Source organism: Enterococcus hermanniensis, from assembly GCF_001885945.1.
In the GTDB taxonomy this organism is placed as follows: Bacteria; Bacillota; Bacilli; order Lactobacillales; family Enterococcaceae; genus Enterococcus_A; species Enterococcus_A hermanniensis.
Genome location: NZ_JXKQ01000029.1, coordinates 1 through 2,213, shown reverse-complemented (window position 1 = coordinate 2,213; position 2,213 = coordinate 1). Strand labels below are relative to the sequence as shown.

2 protein-coding genes are annotated in these 2,213 nt (G+C 39.3%); one reads left to right on the top strand and one right to left on the bottom strand.

Annotation, left to right across the window (positions count from 1 at the left end):
* Positions 1-214 precede the first annotated feature (214 nt).
* A complete protein-coding gene (queG, locus tag RV04_RS12775) occupies positions 215-1,378 on the top strand; it encodes a tRNA epoxyqueuosine(34) reductase QueG (RefSeq protein WP_071858837.1) in 1,164 nt (387 codons plus the stop codon).
* A 44-nt stretch (positions 1,379-1,422) separates the two neighbouring features.
* Here queG and RV04_RS12770 read toward each other — a convergent pair whose 3' ends face one another.
* Positions 1,423-2,211, bottom strand: a complete 789-nt coding sequence (locus RV04_RS12770) for an energy-coupling factor transporter transmembrane component T family protein (RefSeq protein ID WP_084405677.1) — start codon at positions 2,209-2,211, stop codon at positions 1,423-1,425.
* Between the last annotated feature and the right edge of the window lie 2 nt (positions 2,212-2,213).

Below are 2,213 nucleotides of genomic sequence, written 5' to 3'. Positions count from 1 at the left end.
ACTCCCGCCAGCTCCATTAAAAAATCCAATGGATAGTTTTTAGCTAAGTATTGATCTTTTGATCAATACTTTTTATTTTGACTTTGGCTTGTCCGTCCCCAAAAAATCTTTTTATAATAAAAACGCCTGTCAACAAAAGAAACTTTGTGCTAATGAAAACTAAAAACCGACTACTCTCTCTGTTTTTAACTATTATTTAAGGAGGATCACTACTATGACGCTTAAAGAAAAAATCATCGCTGAAAGTCAGCGGCTCGGTATCGATAAAATTGGTTTTGCTTCTGCCGAACCGTTTGATCATTTAGAGAACTCTTTACGAGAACAAAAAGAACGCGGATACACTTCTGGATTTGAACATCCAGTGATCGAAGAAAGAATTTATCCTGAACGAACATTTGAAGGCCCTAAAACAATTATTTCGATTGCTTTAGCTTATCCAACGAAAATTCATGAAGAAATCCCTAAAGATGAAAAACGAGGGATGTTTGCCCGTGCTTCTTGGGGAGTTGATTACCATGATATCTTACGCGATCGTTTAAATCAGCTGATCGCTTTCATTCAATCAGAAGCTGCGTCAGAAGCAGGTGCTGACGAATGGCGTTTCAGACCTCAAGTCGATACTGGTGAATTAGTCGATGTTTCAGTGGCACAGCGTGCAGGACTTGGTTTCATTGGCCGTAATGGCTTATTGATCACTGAAGAATTTGGTTCCTTTGTCTATTTAGGTGAAATCGTCACGAATATTGCTTTTGAAGTAGATGAAGCTGTTCCTTTTGGCTGCGGCGAATGTACCCGCTGTATCAAAGCTTGTCCAACGAAGGCCCTCTTAGGCGATGGTAGAATGAATGCCCAACGTTGCTTATCTTACCAAACGCAAACGAAAACACTGATGCCGGAAGAATACCGAAAAAAAATGAGCAATGTCATTTATGGCTGTGATATTTGCCAACTTGTTTGTCCTTACAATCAAGGCAAAGATTTCCATTTTCACCAAGAAATGGAACCTCAAGTCGATACCGTTTATCCAAAATTAAAACCGATGCTGAGTCTTTCAAATAAAGAATTCAAAGCACAATTTGGGCATTTATCTGGGGCGTGGCGAGGAAAGAAACCGTTGCAAAGAAATGCCATCATCGCATTAGCCAATTTAGGTGATCGCACAGCACTACCTGACTTATATCAAATAGCCCAGCAAGATGTTCGCCCAGTGATTCGTGGAACTGCCTTTTGGGCGATTGGTCGTCTAGGAAACAAGGAACCTGAGTTATGGATTGAACGTTTAACAGAGCTATTAGAAAAAGAGAGTGACCCCGAAGCGCTCCAAGAATTAACCCACGCCGTTGAGCAATTAGAAAAGAAGAAGAAACGCAAACGCTGATAAATAAAAAACAGCAGTGCCCTCAAAAGAAGGCGCTGCTGTTTTTATTTAAAAGGATTATAGAATCGTCCACCATTTATTACTAATAACCAAATACCCACAGAGCATAATAAAACGACAATGAGGATCGCTAAATAGTCCTTTCGTTTCAGCGATTTGGCTAACAGCCAGCTACGACTTTTTTTCTTACCGAAACGTCGTAACTCCATCGCTGAAGAAATCGTTTCGATACGTTCCAGACTAGAAAAAATCAACGGTATCGCAATCGTCAAATTTCCTCTTACCCGTTTCATCAAAGAAGCTTTGTTGGAAAGCTCATTTCCTCGAGCTTGTTGTGCTTTAGAAATCGTCCGAAAATCTTCTTGGATGTCCGGAATATAACGCAGAGCTAACGAAAAAGCATAGGCAATTTTATACGAGCCACCCACGCGATGAATACTTGAAGCAAGCTCGCTTGGATTGGTTGTCATAATAAAAATCAAGCCTGGGGGAATCGTCACAAAATATTTGATCAAAAGATTCAATTCATAAAACAATTGTTCTTGTGTCAATGTATAGCGCCCGATACCTTCAAAGATCACATGACGTGTCCCATAAATCGTCACCCCATACTCTGGTGCAAATAAATAGACTGTCAAAAGATTCAAGAGAGAGAAAAAAGCAATAAATTTCAAAACAAAAGAAATTTCACTATAACTGATCTCAGCACAGTAAAATAAGATGGCCGAAAAAACGGCCAAACCTAAAAGAAAACGTGTATCATAAGAAATCATTCCAACTACCGAGATCATCAAAAAACAAAGTAATTTAGTAAAACCACTCAATTGATGGATCA

Coding starts and splice junctions, on each gene's coding strand:
- queG (WP_071858837.1), top strand. CDS start 215: ATGACGCTTAAAGAAAAAATCATCGCTGAAAGTCAGCGGCTCGGTATC.